The sequence below is a fragment of the Nostoc sp. XA010 genome (genome assembly GCF_020829625.1).
GTDB lineage: Bacteria > Cyanobacteriota > Cyanobacteriia > Cyanobacteriales > Nostocaceae > Nostoc.
The window spans coordinates 148,815-165,493 of record NZ_JAIVFX010000008.1 but is presented as its reverse complement, the minus strand read 5'-3'; the positions used below and the strand labels follow the sequence as shown (position 1 = coordinate 165,493).

Sequence of the window (16,679 nt, the reverse complement as noted above, 5' to 3'; positions counted from 1 at the left end):
TTTATACAATCATCAAGTCTAGTTCCTCTTCTGAATTAGGAACCTGGGGTTTACCCGGATTTAGATAAAAATCGGATAACAAAGAGAACAACTCACGATCTGGTGTGTCATTAGGCACAACACCTTCTGGACGTGCCAGAATTTGGTCGGCGATGTTGAGATAGTAGTCGCAAACGTAGTTTAGGGAAGGATCTTGCTCTGCCATCTCAAACAAAGTTTTACCTTTCACGCGGGAAACACGGATATCTTCAATTAAAGGTAAAACTTCTAGAACTGGCATTGGCACTGCTTCTATATATTTTTCAATCAAGTCGCGCTTGGAGGTGCGGTTGCCAATTAACCCAGCTAGACGCAGTGGGTGAGTTCGTGCTTTTTCACGGACTGAAGCCGCAATCCGATTTGCTGCAAACAAAGCATCAAAGCCGTTGTCTGTAACGATCAGGCAGTAATCAGCATAGTTGAGTGGTGCTGCAAAACCACCGCAAACTACGTCACCCAGAACGTCAAAAAGAATTACATCGTATTCATCAAAGGCGTTGAGTTCCTTAAGTAATTTTACGGTTTCGCCGACTACGTATCCACCGCACCCAGCACCCGCAGGGGGGCCACCAGCTTCTACGCAATCCACACCGCCGTAGCCTTTATAAATTACATCTTCAGGCCAAACATCTTCGTAGTGATAGTCCTTTTCTTGGAGGGTGTCGATAATTGTCGGAATCAAAAACCCAGTCAGGGTAAAGGTACTGTCATGTTTGGGGTCGCAACCAATTTGCAGCACTTTCTTGCCACGTTTAGCTAGGGCGACTGATATGTTACAGCTAGTTGTGGATTTACCGATACCACCTTTTCCGTAGACTGCTAGTTTCACTTTTATTTGCCTCTTATAGCTTCTTGTCAAACTTGTGGCTCAAACATTTGCCTTCACCTTTCCTGAGATGGCGATGCGTGAGGTCTGTGAATGTCATTATTGGGCAAATTACCTAGAAAAGAAAGTGGCTCTTAATTTGGAAAACGGTCTTATGTGATGAATTAAATCACAATTACATTTATTTGTGGTTTTATAAGGCTTAAAGGCTTTATTAGCTCTAAAAACCATAAAAAAACAGTTTTTATTACTTATTTTTATAAAAATAGTTACAAAAAACAAAAAGCTGAAATTGGCTTTTTTGAATGCTTTTAATAAAATTACCTGATGGTCGGACAACGTGTTTTCAAGGCATTGGGGCGCTGGGGCTAGGGTAAAGAGAAGTATATGCAGCCTTATGCTTGAAATATTACTGAAATTTGCGTTAGCGTAACTCACCTAAGGTATCGCAGATAAATTGCCAGTTTTCAGTCGGTAGTCACAACCATTTAATTGCTGCTTGAGAGTAAGTTACTGTGGTTTTGTAAAAAATTATTAATTTGCTAAATATTTCCCAAGAGCCACGGCGAATAGAATTCGCGGCTACACAAAGCAAAGCCCACCTCCGTGGGCTAAAAGAAGAATTTTAGGGTATGCGTAAGTCCTAAAATTTATTTCAGTCTAGCTATTTAAGGTAATCAGGACACCTCAGTTTCAAGTCCGTGGATTTCTTCTAATGTTTGCCAGCCAGCTTGCCACTGGGAGTTATCTTGTAATAATTTGGCATTTATCCAAAAACGGACTTTCGGATCGCAAGCAGCAACCATTTCGGCGTAAACCCACTTAGCCTGATTCTTACGATTAACAACTTGGAAGTGCCGCCAGCCATCAACTTTTTGCTGTGCCGTCCACTTAGAACCAACTAGGTAAGGAAATTTTTGTTTTTTAGTCATTTGTCATTTGTCATTGTTATTCTTCGCCTACTCCTCCTGCTCCCTCATTTCCTCACCCCCCCTCTTTTAAGATGTCACTAAATCACCATTACGGGTAAACTTCTGGCAATGCAACTCATTATCTTGCTGGACGCATAGCGAAAACCATCTGATATGGCTCCAGCAGGTGTTGATGTTGTTGATAATTTTGCGCTTTTTCTTGGAAAGGCGTTGTCTTACGACTTCATTAGGGCAAAGAATCTCTAACGTCCCAGTACCATCTTCGTAATTGATGATGCGAAATAGACAGTCTTGCAACATGGCACGGCTGCTGCTGTCGAAGAACCGCTTAAATCGCTGTAGCTTTTCCCCTTCAGTCATTTGGCTGATGGGTTTTATTTTCAAGAAATCCTCATCCTCAAAATCAAAGTCATCATCTTCAAAGTCGTAGGGGTCAATCATTTTCAGCATCCACTAGGCGACTGGGATTATGGTAACTCTGTGTGGCGGCAAGGTAGAAGAACTTTAATACGTCATGCTTGGTGTACATATTTAGATTTATGCTGAGGTTCAGCCAGCTTCGGCAATAAGCTTGCCAATTTCTTGAAGGGTCGCACCTGTTGCCAGCATCGCACGTATCAACAGTTCAATTGAAACTGATGCATCACCATTCTCTGCTTTAGCAACACGCGGTTGACTTGAGTGAATTTTCTGGGCTAATTCAACTTGTGTCATTACTTTTTGTCGTCGTGCTTTTAAACTCCGGCTGAGTGCTAGTTTGATTCCAATCAGAGCATTTTCTTCTGGCGTTAATTCCAAAAATTCTGAAACTGTGCCAACCTTCCAACCCCTTGCTTCTAGACGTTCCTTTTTAAGTTGATCCATGACTAATACTGTGTATCTGTATCGTATTTACTCAATCGGTTTTTACAATTTTCAATAACTTGCTCAGGTGTTGTTCGCTTAGTTTTATTGAACACTTCGACAATTAAAATGGCATCGTTGTCAATTGAATAAATAATTCTCCAATTTTTGTCTACGTCTCGAATGCGTAACTCATGGCAATGCGCTCCAATACTTGGCATTGGTCGCTAGTGAGGCAATTCTAGGTTCTCACGTTGCTGCAAGCACCTCAACAGAAAACCTACTTCAACACGAGCTTCCTGACTAAAAGGTGGAGTTTTAACCTCGCCGCGTAGCCTAGCCAAACCAGAGGTTTATCGTCGTTATCCATGCCAATTTTTATACCATATCTGATATATTATAGTTGTCGTCAGTAGCTTAACGATCGCCTCCGGTGAGTTTAAAGGTTGGGTCTGATACAGCAAGAGAGTTGGTGAATCGGTATTACGCTGCGATCGCTGGGCGTGTCAACCATCGTTGTGAGTAATACCAAGCCCCTGAACTAATAGGAAATAGCAACTACGGGAAAATACGACTTTTACAAGACGTGAACACCGATCTAGGCGATCGCTCTGCTGTTCATACAATATCTATTGAGAACAGAAATTTTATTTACTTGGTGTTCTGGTGGTAGCCTGCAACAAGCCACTGCGCCTTTACGTTCCTGAAAAAGCCTATGCAACCTACTAATCCTAACCAATTTACAGAAAAAGCCTGGGAAGCGATCGCCCATACCCCGGATATTGTTAAACAATATCAACAACAGCAAATTGAAAGTGAACACCTGATGAAAGCGCTGCTAGAACAAGATGGTCTAGCAACTGGGATTCTCACTAAAGCGGGTGTTAATCTTCAAAAACTGCGTGATCGCACTGAACAATTTTTCCAACGTCAGCCAAAAGTATCCGGTACTAGCAGTTCTGTCTACTTAGGACGCAGCTTAGATACACTTCTAGATAGAGCAGACGGATATCGTAAAGACTTTCAAGACGAATATATTTCAATTGAACACTTATTGTTGGCTTACGCTAAAGATGACCGCTTTGGCAAAGCTTTATTCCAAGAGTTTGGTTTAGACGAAGGCAAACTCAAAAATATTATTAAACAAATTCGGGGGAGCCAAAAAGTGACCGATCAAAATCCAGAAGGCAAATACGAAGCACTGGAAAAGTACGGGCGTGACCTTACAGAAGCTGCACGTAAAGGTCAACTCGATCCAGTGATTGGGCGAGATGATGAGATTCGTCGAACTGTGCAAATTCTCTCTCGCCGTACTAAGAATAATCCTGTGCTAATTGGTGAACCAGGTGTTGGTAAAACTGCGATCGCCGAAGGATTAGCACAGCGCATTATCGCAGGTGATGTACCCCAATCCCTGAAAGACCGCAAGCTGATTTCTTTAGATATGGGTGCTTTGATTGCAGGGGCAAAATTCCGGGGTGAATTTGAAGAACGCCTGAAAGCAGTATTAAAAGAAGTTACTGAATCTGGCGGCAATATAGTTTTATTTATTGATGAAATTCACACCGTTGTCGGCGCTGGTGCAACCCAAGGCGCGATGGATGCTGGTAACTTATTAAAACCGATGTTGGCGCGGGGCGAATTGCGCTGTATTGGGGCGACAACTTTAGATGAATACCGCAAACATATCGAAAAAGATGCCGCACTCGAAAGGCGCTTCCAGCAGGTTTATGTCGATCAGCCTAGTGTAGAAGATAGCATTTCGATTTTGCGCGGTTTGAGAGAACGTTATGAAAACCACCACGGGGTGAAAATTTCTGATAGTGCTTTAGTTGCAGCAGCCGTATTGTCGAGTCGTTATATTAGCGATCGCTTCCTTCCTGATAAAGCCATTGACTTAGTGGATGAAGCCGCAGCTAGATTAAAAATGGAGATTACCTCCAAGCCAGAAGAACTCGACGAAATTGATCGTAAGATTCTGCAATTGGAAATGGAGAAGCTATCGCTCAAAAAAGAAAGTGATGCAGCTTCTCGTGAACGTCTAGAAAAATTGGAAAAAGAAATTGCCGATCTCAAAGAAGAACAAAGAACCTTGAATAGTCAATGGCAGTCTGAAAAAGATATCATTGATAAAATTCAGTCTGTGAAAAAAGAGATTGAACGGGTCAACTTAGAGATTCAGCAAGCAGAACGCGACTACGACCTTAACCGCGCTGCGGAGTTGAAATACGGCAATTTAACCAGTTTGCATCGTCAATTGGAAACAGTAGAATCTGAATTGGCAAATGCTCAAAGAAGTGGTAAATCACTATTACGAGAAGAAGTCACAGAAGCTGATATTGCGGAAATTATTTCTAAATGGACAGGAATTCCCATCAGCAAGTTAGTGGAATCTGAGAAAGAAAAACTGCTGCATTTAGAAGATGAACTGCACCGCCGCGTAGTTGGACAAGAAGAAGCAGTCACAGCTGTAGCGGATGCAATTCAGCGATCGCGGGCTGGATTGGCTGATCCCAATCGTCCCATTGCTAGCTTTATTTTCCTTGGACCTACGGGTGTGGGTAAAACCGAGTTGGCGAAAGCGCTGGCGGCGTATATGTTCGATAGCGAAGATGCGCTAGTGCGAATCGATATGTCGGAGTATATGGAGAAACACGCCGTCTCGCGTTTGATCGGTGCGCCTCCAGGATACGTGGGTTACGAAGAAGGCGGACAACTTACAGAAGCGATTCGTCGCCGTCCTTATTCAGTGATTCTTTTCGACGAAATCGAAAAAGCACACCCCGATGTATTTAATATCTTCTTGCAAATTCTTGATGATGGTCGCGTCACTGATGCCCAAGGTCATAAAGTAGACTTCAAGAACGCTATTATCATCATGACCAGCAACATCGGTTCGCAGTACATTCTTGATGTCGCCGGGGATAATGCCCACTACGACGAAATGCGCCGTCGGGTGATGGAAGCGATGCGGAATAGCTTCCGTCCAGAGTTCCTCAACCGGATTGACGAAATCATCATCTTCCACGGTTTAGATAAGAAGGAATTGCGGCATATTGTGCTATTGCAAGTAGAAAGATTGCGGCAAAGATTGAGCGATCGCAAAATATCTCTTAAGCTCTCGGATGTTGCACTTGACTTTTTAGCAGAAGTAGGGTATGACCCAGTTTATGGCGCACGTCCACTGAAGCGGGCGATTCAGCGAGAGTTAGAAACTCAAATTGCTAAAGCCATCTTGCGCGGTGAATTTACCAATGGCAACACCATTTTTGTAGATGTGCAAAATGAGCGTCTTTCTTTTAGTCGCTTACCTGCTGAGGTATTTACCAGCTAATTCAAAAAGAGGCAGGGAGCAGGGAGCAGGGAGCAGGGAGCAGGGAGCAGGGAGCAGGGAGCAGGGAGCAGGGAGCAGGGAGCAGGGAGCAGGGGGAGGTAGGAGAGACAAGGTGACTAGTGAGAACTTTACCCTTATCCTCTTCCCTCTGTCTCCTTTCCCGTTGCCTCTTCCTTGAAGTTCATCTCACGCCAAAACGCCAAGTCAAGCAAGAGCGTCTTGGCGTTTTTTTATCAAGCATTCGTAAGGTAATAATTACGAATTACGTTAGCGTAGCGGGGCGTAGCCCATTACGAATTACGAATTATCTTGACCCTTACAAAGTACTTGTCGCATTTTACGCATATTTGCAGGTAACTCAAAGTTCATTGCTTGTTGAATGAAAATTGATGGAATTGGAATAAGAGGTGTAGCTTGCACAGTATAAGCTAGCAAAGTACCATTACCGCAATCTTTTAGTTCTAAATGAGCGTTAAAATCCTCAAAAGTCCCTTTTTCCATGCGAAATTGGATTTGTTGCCCCAGCACTTCTACAACGTTGAGGTAAATTTCAACTTGAGCTGTGAAAAAGAAAAAGACTTTTTGTGCTGCTTGATACAGGCGTTTGACTTCACCTTTGTGTAATATCTCGCTTTTAGTGATATCAGGAAAATATTGCACCCACCGGGGGTAATCAGTTAATTGCTGCCAGACTTGCGATCGCACCATCGGCACATACATCCAGGCTGTCACCGCGCCACCCCAGCTTTTGTGCGATCGCGTTTCTACTAAAATTTCACCCTGTACGAGCAAATTTTGCTTGTCTTGATTCCAAGCCATATCTGAACCTGCAATAATTGAGTCTGATATATAAGATGCAGACATAATGATTTAAGTTACTCCTCAACTCATCCACCTAAATTAAGTTGAAACTACAAGCTGTAAAACTTGGCTTAAGATCCAACCCATTAAACTTTAGCTCCAGTCTAATACTTATCTTTTCCAGAAACGGCGATTTTTGCTAATTATTTCAGTTACTTTACTGTAAAAACTGTGTTTCTTATTACAATTAATACAATTAATACTGAAGTAAGTTTTATCAAAGCAATATTTATAGATGAAAAACTGCGTTGTTAGCAGCTAGAATGGCACAAATACGACCTAATATCAAGCACTTTAACCCAATGTTCGGATAGCTTTTCTAAACTTTTACGTATTATTTCTGATGAAACTGCAACTTCATGAGAACTTCATATCTTAATTATCAATATCAACTGTAATGTCTGTTGAGTTGGGAGGAAAAGTAGGTGAGTCAATCTTCTTTAAATCGGAGATTAATCCAGATTTTTGGTATCCTTCTCGGCATTAGCGTCGCCGTTTGGGTACTCAGAGGCTTTGGTATTCTAACTTTTATTCCAGGTGGAATAATTTGGCTATTGTTACTTGGAGCGATCGCGATCGCGATTATCAGTTACGTTCAAAGAACTTGGTGGCGTTTTTAGTCATTTGTCATTGGTCTAAAATACAAGAGCTTTTGGTATATATCGCCCCCCTCCTGGGCGAAAAAAACTACTGATATCGAACTAATTAAAACCACATCCCAAGGAATGCCCGTAGCTCTGCCGTTGGTGGGCGTGGTTTCTCTTCGACTAATGACTAAACCTATTTTGACTAACTACCAGAAGTATTTAATACTGAAGCAAAGCTAACAATTTATTAGAGGAAACGAACATGGCAAAGTATATATGTACTGCTTGCGCCTATGAATATGACCCAGAAGTAGGCGATCCAGATAGCGATATAGCACCGGGAACAGCCTTTGAAGCTATACCAGATGATTGGGTATGTCCGACTTGTGGTGCCACAAAAGATCAATTTGAACTAGTTGAAGAGTGAAGATAACGGCTAGCCTAGTAAAGTACGTGCTATTGAGAAATTTTAAAACTTGCTACCGTTACGAATCGTAGTTATTGGGGGTGGAGCAGCAGGATTTTTTGGCGCGATCGCTTGTGCTAAAGGCAATCCTGATGCCCAAGTTACTTTACTTGAAGCCAGTCGCCAACCCCTAGCGAAAGTGCTAATTTCTGGTGGCGGACGCTGCAACGTTACTCACGCTTGCTTTTTACCTGAGGAGTTGGTGCAAAATTACCCCAGAGGTGCAAAAGCTTTACGGGGGGCTTTGACTCGGTTTGGGCCTCAAGATACAGTAGCTTGGTTTGCTGCTGCTGGAGTCTATCTAAAAACTGAAGCCGATGGCCGGATGTTTCCTGTCACCAACACTTCAGAAACTATTGTGGAATGTCTGATTAAAGCGGTGGCGACATCTGGAGTAAAACTCCGTATCGGTACACACGTAACTTCAGTGACCGTAGCAGATGGGGGGTTTGATATTCTTTTGAAGTCGGGAGAGCAGATTAAATGCGATCGCCTACTTCTTGCGACCGGCAGCAGCCTTATAGGTTATAAAATTGTCAAAGAGTTAGGTCATCAAATAGAATCGCCAGTACCTTCTTTATTTACCTTCAATATTGCTGATCCTCAATTGCGGGCTTTAGCTGGAGTTAGCGTTAACCCAGTGCAATTGCGGTTATCTGGGGGTGGAAAATCCCAATTACAACAAATTGGCCCATTGCTAATTACTCACTGGGGTTTGAGTGGCCCCGCAGTTCTGAAGCTTTCTGCTTGGGGTGCGAGAGTTCTACACGAAAGCCGCTATCAAGCCACATTATTGATTAATTGGCTGCCCCAATTGCAACAAGAAGAAGTGCGAGGAAAAGTTTTAGCAGTCAAAGATGAATGGGGAAAGAAAGCGATCGCATTGCATCGCGGCGTTGACCTACCCCATCGTCTCTGGCAATATATCATTGCCCGTGCAGGCATTACCACAGAAGACCGTTGGGCAGAAATATCTAATAAAACCTTAAATAAACTGTTGCAAGAACTTACTCAGGGACAATATTTAATCAACGGTAAAGGAGCCTTTAAAGAAGAATTTGTTACCTGTGGCGGTGTCAACCTCAAAGAAGTCAACTTTAAGACCATGGAAAGTAGGTTAGTTCCTGGTCTTTATTTTGCCGGAGAAATCTTAGATATTGATGGCGTTACCGGTGGGTTTAACTTCCAAAGTGCTTGGACAACTGGGTATTTAGCAGGTGTAGCAATGGCGAGTAGCGACTAGTACCGCAAGGCGGAAGTCAAAACTAAGTGCACCTCCGTGGACTAAGAGAAAATCAATGATGTTTAACCCACGGAGGTGGGTTTTGACTGTGTAGCCGCGACTTCCAGTCGCCTTTTCAAGCAACCTCTAAGCTAATCGCCATTTATTTTTTCAGATTGATTCGCTTGTAGTAAGCGGCTCCAGCCCTGCTTTTACCCATCACACCTCATAACCTTTTGTTAGTCGTCTTTAGACGACTTTCGCTATTAGACTCAGAATTCATTCTGAGGCGGACTAGATGAGAATGTTACAAAAATGTGGGTAATTCTAACCTCATGTCCGCTTCACTCATTGCTATTTTTGGATTTACGTTGCAATTGTTTTAGCGATTGATACATATCTGGCAGACGACTATAAACAGCACATACCTTCAGATATAGTTTGTAAGGAATGGCTGGAGTTCCGCAGACAACTTCTCCTGGTGCAACATCGCTGTGAATTCCAGTTTGAGCAGATGTCATCGCCCCATCTCCGATCTTCACTTGATTGGTTATTCCTGTTTGTCCAGCTAAAATAACGCGATTTCCCAGCTTAACACCTCCGGCCATGCCAACCTGACCTGCGATCGCACAGCCTGCACCAATTTGGCAACCGTGACCTATTTGCACTAAGTTATCAATTACTGTATTGCAGCCGACCCGTGTTTCTCCAACGGCTGGGCGGTCAATGGCACTGTTGCAGCCAACTTCCACGCCATCTTCTAAGACTGTATAGCCAGATTGTTCCATTTTCAACCAACCAGTACGAGTAGGAACAAAACCAAAGCCTTCTGCACCAATGACAGCACCACTATGAATCACACAATCTGCACCGATGCGGCTGCGTTCGTGGATGGTACAGTTAGCGTGCAAGGTGGTGCGATCGCCTATTTTGGCATCTGGATAAATCACCACATTGGGATGAATAATTGCCCTATCGCCAATTTCTACCCCTTGTTGAATAACAGCATGGGGGCCAATGTAAACATCACTACCAACTTTTGCGGTGGAATGAATCACAGCAGTGGGATGAATTTCTGGGATAGGGCGATATGGTTGGTAAAAAAGTGCGATCGCTTTGGCAAACAATAATCGCGGATCTGGGGTTGCTAGCCAGACAATACCTCTCTCTTGTGCAAGCACCTGTAATTTTTCATCCTGGGGCAAAATTAAAGCACTAGCATTGGTCTTACCGATAAAAGACCCAAACTTTGCCCCTTCTACATAGCTGAGAGTACCGATAGTAGCTTCATCAATAGCTGCTACCCCTGTAATTTCTGGGTCATAGTCTGGGTTGCTAGTCAAACTATGATTGGTAGCAGCATCACCAAATTGGCCGAGGATTTCGCTGAATTTCATTGTTGGGTATATTCAAAATTGACACTCTCAGGTCTGAAGACACTGGGATTCTTAGTTCATCGACGTACCTTAAAATCATCCATCCTTTCGGCAATACTTAAACCGGAAACCCGTTTATTGAACAAAGTTTCTAGTCTAATTTGGTTGACCCCAGTGGCCTTCATCTCCCTAAGCGTTAGAGAATCGTTTCTCTAGTTCCCGTATGCCCTACGGTACTTTGTACAATCAATAAATAGTATGTTTACTGGTCTGAATGCGCGTTGGCATCAAGGCTTTTATTATCGTGGTTTTCTCGCTACCCACTATCCATTATTTTTTCCTAGCCAGTCGTTTTGGGGTTGATTATCCATTTGAGAAGCGCGGTTATTCTACCTGTGGCATAGCTATCTTATACCATGCCGCGTACCAAAAATTAATTCTGAATGCGGTTAAAACCGCACGAGTTGCTTATATCTCAGGGCTAAAGCCACTGAGCTTTACGCCTACCGGCTAACTTGTAATTTCGTAAACGCATAGCATAGTGGTGAGCCAGCGCGTTGCAGGGGTTGCACCCGTTGTAGCGACTGGCAAACACAAACTAAATAGTACTAGTACAGCGTGACGAAAATGAAAATACCATTCTCAATCTTTCAAAGCCCTAAAATACATGAATTTTGACTTTTGACTTTTGACTTTTGACTTCCGCGTAGCGGTACTAGTCCTACTAAAATCCTAATTTCTCCAACACTGGCTTTGTAGAAACAACGTGGCGATCTAAACCCAGTTCTTTTGGACTAACCCCAAGTGCCAAAGCAATCAACTGGGATAAATGCAGCACTGGTAAACCTAATTTTTGCTCAATCACCTTTTCCACCTCTGGCTGACGCGAATCTAAATTTAAGTGGCACAAAGGACAAGGTGTAACTATACAGTCAGCACCAGATGTCAAAGCGTCCTGAATATGCATCCCCGCCATCTTGAAAGATTGGGTAGTGGCATAACTAGCCAGAGGCCAACCACAACATTGTGTCCGGCCTCGGTAATAAATTGGTGTTGCACCCACCGCCCGAAACATATTTTCCATCGCTTCCGGTTGGAACGGGTCATCATAGGGCATAGATTTTTGGGCGCGGAGGAGATAACAGCCATAAAAAGCCGCGCATTTTAATCCAGTTAACTTCCGGGTGACACGCTTGGTAATTTCCTCTAAACCGTAATCTGTTACCAAGGCGTAGAGAAGATGTTTAACATCGGTAGTGCCGCGATAAGGTGAACAGCCTTCTTTATCCAGTAAGCCATTAACCTGTTGAATGTATGCCGGGTCAGAAGTCTTACATTCTTTCAGGTGTTCATTCACATGACCGATAACACCTTGACAAGTGCTGCAATGGGTAAGTAAGGGCAAATTTAATTCTTCAGCTAGGGCAATATTTCTGGCATTGACTGTATCTTCTAGCAGTTGCGAATCTTCTTTAAATGTGCCAGAACCGCAGCAAGCAGCTTTTTTAAGTTCAACTAGTTCAATGCCTAGTGCTTGGGTAAGCGCTTGAGTTGACTGGTAAAGTTCCCGACAGGCCCCTTGGGCAACACAACCGGGGAAGTAAGCATATTTAAGTGTCTGAGATAGCATAGAGGTATGTTTGGGTTAGAGCGATCGCTCTAAAACAATAACTGTTTTATTATTCCTTGTTAGCACCTAAGCTCTGATGTTTGACGTTCACCGTCTCTTTAACCGTCTAGGTTCAAAGCCGCAGCGTCTATATATTCTGATTGCTAGCAAGGCTGTAAATACTGACCGAGACATTGTAAAGAAAGTTAGCAATAATTGGACAACCGAAACATTTACATCCTGTTGGCAATGGCATAGTCCGTTCCTATACCCAATTCTAAGAAAACTTACCCGATTCTTTTGAGTAAGGGGAGGGATTTTCTAATAGAAAAACCCTTGGTAGTATACGGGCGATCGCGCTTGACGATAAGATGTATATGCTCAAAACAATGTTTCCCGTAAAGAGCAGAACCTAGCAACTGGTTAAGGACTTTTATTATTTATGAGCCAAACGGAACTTTTTGATAAGGTCAAGAAAATCGTCACCGAACAACTGAGTGTTGAAGATCCAGGAAAAATCACTCCCCAGTCCAAATTTATGGAAGATTTAGGAGCAGATTCCTTAGATACCGTTGAACTGGTGATGGCTTTGGAAGAAGAATTTGATATCGAAATTCCTGACGAAGCTGCCGAACAGATTGTATCGGTTCAAGACGCAGTAGATTACATCAATAACAAAGTTACCGCATCAGCTTAAAAAAGTTTTGAGTCTTTGAAGTTTAAATGGCAATGCCATGCCCCCTCTGGGCATCTAGGCAAAAACCACTGATCTGACTTTTCACTGAGTGCTGAACGGTTAAAAGTTTAGGAGTTAGAGTTTTAGGAGCTAAAAGTTCGGAGTTTTCTCCATCTTTGGGTGCTTCCAAAACTCAGAACTCAGGACGGGCTAAACGCCCCGCTAACGCTAACGAAACTTAGCACTGTTTAATGCCTGCTGCTTTTTCGCCACCTTTAACTGAATCATGACAGATTATACACGTAAACGCGTTGTTGTAACTGGTGTTGGCGCGATTACACCTATAGGTAACACAGCAACAGAATATTGGGATGGATTATTGAGTGGACGTAATGGCATTGACCGCATCACATTTTTTGATGCGTCTCGCCATGATTGCCGCATTGCTGCTGAAGTAAAAAACTTCGATCCACATGATTACTTGGAGCGCAAAGAGGCCAAGCGCATGGATCGATTTGCCCAATTTGGGGTTTCGGCAGCAAAACAGGCTCTAGCTAACGCGCAGTTAGTTATTAATGAACTGAATGCAGAACAGGTAGGTGTCATGATCGGTTCTGGCGTTGGTGGCATTAAGGTATTAGAAGACCAGCAAACTATCTACCTCAACCGTGGGCCAGATCGCTGTAGTCCATTCATGATACCGATGATGATCGCCAATATGGCAGCAGGATTAACGGCAATTCACACGGGTGCTAAAGGGCCAAATTCCTGCCCTGTAACTGCCTGCGCTGCTGGCTCTAACGCTGTAGGCGATGCTTTTCGCTTAATTCAAGGAGGATATGCCCAGGCGATGATTTGCGGCGGAACAGAGTCTGCTGTGACACCATTATCGATGGCTGGGTTTGCCGCTTGCAAAGCCCTCTCTTTTCGTAATGACGATCCGGCTCATGCTTGCCGTCCCTTTGACCGCGATCGCGATGGATTTGTCTTGGGTGAAGGTTCAGGAATTTTAATTCTCGAAGAACTGCAACACGCCCTCAGTCGTGGCGCTCACATTTATGCCGAAATGATCGGCTATGGTATGACCTGTGACGCTTACCATATCACTTCCCCCGTTCCTGGTGGACTTGGAGCCGCTAGAGCAATAGAACTAGCGCTCAAAGATGCCAACATAACTCCTGAACATATTAGCTATATTAATGCTCACGGCACTAGTACCCCAGCTAATGATTCAACAGAAACCTCAGCAATCAAAAAAGCTTTGGGAGAACATGCCTATAAGGTGGCAATTAGCTCCACCAAATCTATGACAGGTCATTTATTGGGCGGTTCTGGAGGTATTGAAGCAGTCGCAACAGTGCTGGCGATCGCTAACGACCAAATTCCACCGACAATAAATCTGGAAAATCCCGATCCAGAGTGTGACTTAGATTACGTGCCTAACTATAGCCGCGCTCAAAAAGTCGAGGTGGCAATATCCAATTCTTTTGGGTTTGGCGGTCATAATGTCACACTGGCCTTTAAGAAATACGTCTAAAAATTTGCCATTTTATTGCTGGTCTACTCTCCTGAGATGACTGTGCTAAAAGTATCAGAAATATCATTCCGATATAACTTAAGCGTTCAGCATGACCCAATTATCAGCTTGATTTATCACCAAAAACTCAGGAGATCCCGCTTGTCCATCGACAAGCGGGAGTGGGATGATGAGGATACTGTGGGGAATCTAAAATAACCCCAGTAAGAGAAGCTACGAAGAGTGCTAACCCGTCGTTAAAAACAAGAGATTATGACTGTTGCAACCCAATCCGCCAAAGAATTGTCCGTCGAAGAACTGGCTATTAACTCGATCCGCTTCTTGGCTATTGATGCCGTAGAAAAGGCAAAATCGGGACACCCAGGACTACCAATGGGTGCGGCTCCGATGGCTTTTGTCCTCTGGGATCGCTTTATGAAGTTTAATCCCAAAAATCCCAAATGGTTTAACCGCGATCGCTTTGTCTTGTCAGCTGGTCATGGCTCAATGTTGCTGTACGCCCTACTGTATCTGGCAGGCTACGATAGCGTCACCATTGAAGATATCAAACAATTCCGGCAATGGGAATCCAAAACCCCTGGACACCCCGAAAACTTCATGACCCCAGGCGTGGAAGTCACAACTGGCCCCTTGGGTCAAGGAATTGCCAATGGAGTTGGTTTAGCGATCGCCGAAGCGCACCTTGCCGCTAAATTTAACAAACCCGATACCAAGATTGTTGACCATTACACCTACGTAATTTTAGGTGATGGTTGCAACATGGAAGGAATTTCCGGTGAAGCTTGTTCTTTTGCAGGACACTTGGGATTAGGCAAACTCATCGCTCTGTATGACGACAACCACATTTCCATCGACGGTTCCACAGATGTGGCATTCACCGAAGATGTTTCCAAGCGATTTGAAGCTTACGGTTGGCACGTTTTGCACGTTGAGAACGGGAATACCGATTTAGAAGCGATCGCCAAAGCAATTGAAGAAGCTAAATCTGTCACCGATAAACCATCAATGATTAAGGTGACAACCACCATCGGTTATGGTTCTCCCAACAAACAAAACACTGCTGGTATTCACGGCGCTGCTTTGGGTGGAGACGAAATAGCATTGACTCGGAAAAATTTGGGTTGGGAATACGAGCCTTTTGATGTTCCACAAGAAGCCCTCAACCACACACGCAAAGCAGTTGAGCGCGGCGCAAGCTACGAAGCCGAATGGAACAAGACTTTTGCTGACTACAAAGCTAAGTATGGCCAAGAAGCGGCTGAATTTGAACGCTACATAAGCGGCAAACTACCCGACGGTTGGGATAAGGTATTACCCACTTACACCCCCGAAGATAAAGGACTGCCCACCCGCAAACATTCAGAAAACTGCCTCAACAAACTAGCGACAGTTTTACCTGAATTGATTGGTGGTTCGGCTGACTTAACCCACTCCAACTTGACCGAAATCAAGGGTAAGGGCGACTTCCAAAAAGGGAACTACGAAAACCCCAACATCCACTTTGGTGTGCGGGAACATGCTATGGGCGCAATCTGTAATGGTATAGCGCTGCACACTTCAGGATTAATCCCCTACGGTGCTACCTTCTTGATCTTCACAGATTATATGCGTGCTGCTATCCGCTTATCCGCCCTTTCTCAAGCTGGCTCGATTTGGGTGATGACTCACGATTCCATTGGACAAGGTGAAGATGGGCCGACACACCAACCCATTGAAACTCTAGCTTCCTTGAGAGCCATTCCTAATTTATTAGTGTTTCGTCCCGCAGACGGTAACGAAACCTCTGGCGCTTATAAAGTAGCGATCGAGAAAGCGAAGCAAAACGCTCCATCTCTGTTGGCGTTCACCCGTCAAAACGTCCCCAACTTGGCAGGTACATCGATTGAGGGCGTGGCGAAGGGTGGATACACCGTTGTTGATAGCGAAGGTACACCTGATATCATCCTGATTGGTACTGGTTCAGAATTGAGCCTCGCCGTCAGCGCAGCCGAAAAACTCAAGGCTGAAGGTAAGAAAGTTCGTGTCGTCTCACTACCTTCATGGGAACTGTTTGAAGCACAGGATGCGGCTTATAAAGAGTCCATTTTGCCGAAAGCTGTCACCAAGCGTTTATCTGTAGAAGCTGGTGCTAGTTTCGGTTGGCACAAGTATGTGGGTACTGAAGGCGATACTGTTAGTATTGATCGCTTTGGTGCTTCGGCTCCAGGTGGTGTTTGTTTAGAGAAGTTTGGTTTTAGCGTTGATAATGTATTAGCTAAGGCTAAACAATTGTTGGGTTAATAGCAACAGAATATTCTCAAAATTTTGTGGGGTGGGCTGAAAGGCCCGCCTTTTTTTAACGCATAGGCGCTTCTCTACGAGACGCTACGCG

At 43.9% G+C, this 16,679-nt stretch carries 16 protein-coding genes; 7 read left to right on the top strand and 9 right to left on the bottom strand.

What is annotated here, in order from left to right; genetic code table 11:
• Window position 1: 1 nt before the first annotated feature.
• The 5 genes from bchL to LC608_RS14580 form a co-directional block, all read right to left on the bottom strand.
• The gene (gene bchL / locus LC608_RS14600; protein ID WP_229554234.1) at window positions 2-868 is read right to left on the bottom strand and encodes a ferredoxin:protochlorophyllide reductase (ATP-dependent) iron-sulfur ATP-binding protein; all 867 of its coding nucleotides are present in this window, start codon (window positions 866-868) and stop codon (window positions 2-4) included.
• A gap of 674 nt (window positions 869-1,542) precedes the next feature.
• On the bottom strand, window positions 1,543-1,797 hold the full coding sequence (locus LC608_RS14595) for a TIGR02450 family Trp-rich protein (protein WP_229554233.1): 255 nt from the start codon (window positions 1,795-1,797) through the stop codon (window positions 1,543-1,545).
• A gap of 66 nt (window positions 1,798-1,863) precedes the next feature.
• Entirely contained in the window at window positions 1,864-2,238 is a 375-nt protein-coding gene (locus tag LC608_RS14590) for a hypothetical protein (RefSeq protein ID WP_229554232.1), read from the bottom strand.
• Between the two features lie 108 nt (window positions 2,239-2,346).
• On the bottom strand, window positions 2,347-2,661 hold the full coding sequence (locus tag LC608_RS14585) for a helix-turn-helix transcriptional regulator (RefSeq protein WP_229554231.1): 315 nt from the start codon (window positions 2,659-2,661) through the stop codon (window positions 2,347-2,349).
• A 2-nt stretch (window positions 2,662-2,663) separates the two neighbouring features.
• The gene (locus tag LC608_RS14580) at window positions 2,664-2,861 is read right to left on the bottom strand and encodes a type II toxin-antitoxin system RelE/ParE family toxin (protein WP_229554230.1); all 198 of its coding nucleotides are present in this window, start codon (window positions 2,859-2,861) and stop codon (window positions 2,664-2,666) included.
• A 494-nt stretch (window positions 2,862-3,355) separates the two neighbouring features.
• Here LC608_RS14580 and clpB point away from each other — a divergent pair, with 494 nt between their 5' ends.
• On the top strand, window positions 3,356-5,974 hold the full coding sequence (gene clpB, locus LC608_RS14575) for an ATP-dependent chaperone ClpB (RefSeq protein WP_229554229.1): 2,619 nt from the start codon (window positions 3,356-3,358) through the stop codon (window positions 5,972-5,974).
• Window positions 5,975-6,271: 297 nt separating this feature from the next.
• On the opposite strand, the gene LC608_RS14570 is transcribed toward clpB, so the two are convergent.
• The gene (locus tag LC608_RS14570) at window positions 6,272-6,838 is read right to left on the bottom strand and encodes an SRPBCC family protein (RefSeq protein ID WP_229554228.1); all 567 of its coding nucleotides are present in this window, start codon (window positions 6,836-6,838) and stop codon (window positions 6,272-6,274) included.
• Between the two features lie 422 nt (window positions 6,839-7,260).
• On the opposite strand from LC608_RS14570, the gene LC608_RS14565 reads away from it, so the two are divergent.
• From LC608_RS14565 to LC608_RS14555, 3 genes are all read left to right on the top strand, one after another.
• Entirely contained in the window at window positions 7,261-7,455 is a 195-nt protein-coding gene (locus LC608_RS14565) for a hypothetical protein (RefSeq protein ID WP_100901319.1), read from the top strand.
• A gap of 229 nt (window positions 7,456-7,684) precedes the next feature.
• Entirely contained in the window at window positions 7,685-7,849 is a 165-nt protein-coding gene (gene rd / locus LC608_RS14560; protein WP_229554227.1) for a rubredoxin, read from the top strand.
• Window positions 7,850-7,898: 49 nt separating this feature from the next.
• On the top strand, window positions 7,899-9,131 hold the full coding sequence (locus tag LC608_RS14555) for an NAD(P)/FAD-dependent oxidoreductase (RefSeq protein WP_229554226.1): 1,233 nt from the start codon (window positions 7,899-7,901) through the stop codon (window positions 9,129-9,131).
• Between the two features lie 323 nt (window positions 9,132-9,454).
• On the opposite strand, the gene lpxD is transcribed toward LC608_RS14555, so the two are convergent.
• Both lpxD and LC608_RS14545 read right to left on the bottom strand, forming a co-directional pair.
• A complete protein-coding gene (gene lpxD / locus LC608_RS14550; RefSeq protein ID WP_229554225.1) occupies window positions 9,455-10,507 on the bottom strand; it encodes a UDP-3-O-(3-hydroxymyristoyl)glucosamine N-acyltransferase in 1,053 nt (350 codons plus the stop codon).
• Window positions 10,508-11,210: 703 nt separating this feature from the next.
• A complete protein-coding gene (locus LC608_RS14545; protein WP_229554224.1) occupies window positions 11,211-12,116 on the bottom strand; it encodes a CoB--CoM heterodisulfide reductase iron-sulfur subunit B family protein in 906 nt (301 codons plus the stop codon).
• 421 nt (window positions 12,117-12,537) lie between these two features.
• Between LC608_RS14545 and acpP the strand changes: the two genes are divergently transcribed.
• Window positions 12,538-12,792 (top strand): acyl carrier protein, encoded by a 255-nt coding sequence (gene acpP / locus LC608_RS14540; protein ID WP_100901313.1) that lies wholly within the window; start codon window positions 12,538-12,540, stop codon window positions 12,790-12,792.
• A gap of 22 nt (window positions 12,793-12,814) precedes the next feature.
• Here the strand turns inward: acpP and LC608_RS14535 are convergent, their stop codons facing one another.
• Entirely contained in the window at window positions 12,815-12,961 is a 147-nt protein-coding gene (locus tag LC608_RS14535; protein WP_229554223.1) for a hypothetical protein, read from the bottom strand.
• Between the two features lie 96 nt (window positions 12,962-13,057).
• Here LC608_RS14535 and fabF point away from each other — a divergent pair, with 96 nt between their 5' ends.
• Window positions 13,058-14,308, top strand: coding sequence for a beta-ketoacyl-ACP synthase II (gene fabF / locus LC608_RS14530; RefSeq protein ID WP_229554222.1), 1,251 nt, complete (start codon window positions 13,058-13,060; stop codon window positions 14,306-14,308).
• Window positions 14,309-14,560: 252 nt separating this feature from the next.
• Window positions 14,561-16,588 carry a transketolase gene (gene tkt, locus LC608_RS14525; protein WP_229554221.1) on the top strand — a complete coding sequence of 676 codons (2,028 nt, stop codon included), beginning with the start codon at window positions 14,561-14,563 and terminating at the stop codon, window positions 16,586-16,588.
• Window positions 16,589-16,679 lie beyond the last annotated feature (91 nt).

Bases quoted from the DNA above. Each gene is read 5' to 3' on its own strand.
- LC608_RS14585 (WP_229554231.1), bottom strand. From the start codon at position 2,661: ATGGATCAACTTAAAAAGGAACGTCTAGAAGCAAGGGGTTGGAAGGTT.
- LC608_RS14580 (WP_229554230.1), bottom strand. From the start codon at position 2,861: ATGCCAAGTATTGGAGCGCATTGCCATGAGTTACGCATTCGAGACGTA.
- LC608_RS14590 (WP_229554232.1), bottom strand. From the start codon at position 2,238: ATGATTGACCCCTACGACTTTGAAGATGATGACTTTGATTTTGAGGAT.
- rd (WP_229554227.1), top strand. From the start codon at position 7,685: ATGGCAAAGTATATATGTACTGCTTGCGCCTATGAATATGACCCAGAA.
- tkt (WP_229554221.1), top strand. From the start codon at position 14,561: ATGACTGTTGCAACCCAATCCGCCAAAGAATTGTCCGTCGAAGAACTG.
- lpxD (WP_229554225.1), bottom strand. From the start codon at position 10,507: ATGAAATTCAGCGAAATCCTCGGCCAATTTGGTGATGCTGCTACCAAT.
- LC608_RS14570 (WP_229554228.1), bottom strand. From the start codon at position 6,838: ATGTCTGCATCTTATATATCAGACTCAATTATTGCAGGTTCAGATATG.
- fabF (WP_229554222.1), top strand. From the start codon at position 13,058: ATGACAGATTATACACGTAAACGCGTTGTTGTAACTGGTGTTGGCGCG.
- acpP (WP_100901313.1), top strand. From the start codon at position 12,538: ATGAGCCAAACGGAACTTTTTGATAAGGTCAAGAAAATCGTCACCGAA.
- LC608_RS14595 (WP_229554233.1), bottom strand. From the start codon at position 1,797: ATGACTAAAAAACAAAAATTTCCTTACCTAGTTGGTTCTAAGTGGACG.
- LC608_RS14545 (WP_229554224.1), bottom strand. From the start codon at position 12,116: ATGCTATCTCAGACACTTAAATATGCTTACTTCCCCGGTTGTGTTGCC.
- clpB (WP_229554229.1), top strand. From the start codon at position 3,356: ATGCAACCTACTAATCCTAACCAATTTACAGAAAAAGCCTGGGAAGCG.